This is a genomic window from Achromobacter sp. GbtcB20 (assembly GCF_019091095.1).
Classification (GTDB): Bacteria; Pseudomonadota; Gammaproteobacteria; order Burkholderiales; family Burkholderiaceae_B; genus Achromobacter; species Achromobacter mucicolens.
The window spans coordinates 1-256 of record NZ_JAGXJZ010000670.1 but is presented as its reverse complement, the minus strand read 5'-3'; the positions used below and the strand labels follow the sequence as shown (position 1 = coordinate 256).

Sequence of the window (256 nt, the reverse complement as noted above, 5' to 3'; positions counted from 1 at the left end):
CCATCCTGAAATTCCGCGACGGGCTCGACGTGCACGCGACCGACCGCGCCATCGAGATGCTGCGCCGCGCGAGCAAGGACGAGTTCTACGCCGTGGGCAATGCGCGCGTGGTGGCGCTGGACGGCCAGCATAAATTCTTCCGCTTCCGCATCCCGACCACGGCCCACGGCGACGCCCACCTGTTCCAGCTGGCGGCCGAACCGCTCAAACCGAACGACGTGGTGGTCGCGATCTCGACGGGGGGCCCGGCGCCCCG

At 69.5% G+C, this 256-nt stretch carries 1 pseudogene; it reads left to right on the top strand.

The features are described from left to right. Positions 1-256, top strand: a pseudogene (locus tag KVT32_RS30665) (bifunctional transcriptional regulator/glucokinase); the annotation flags it as partial.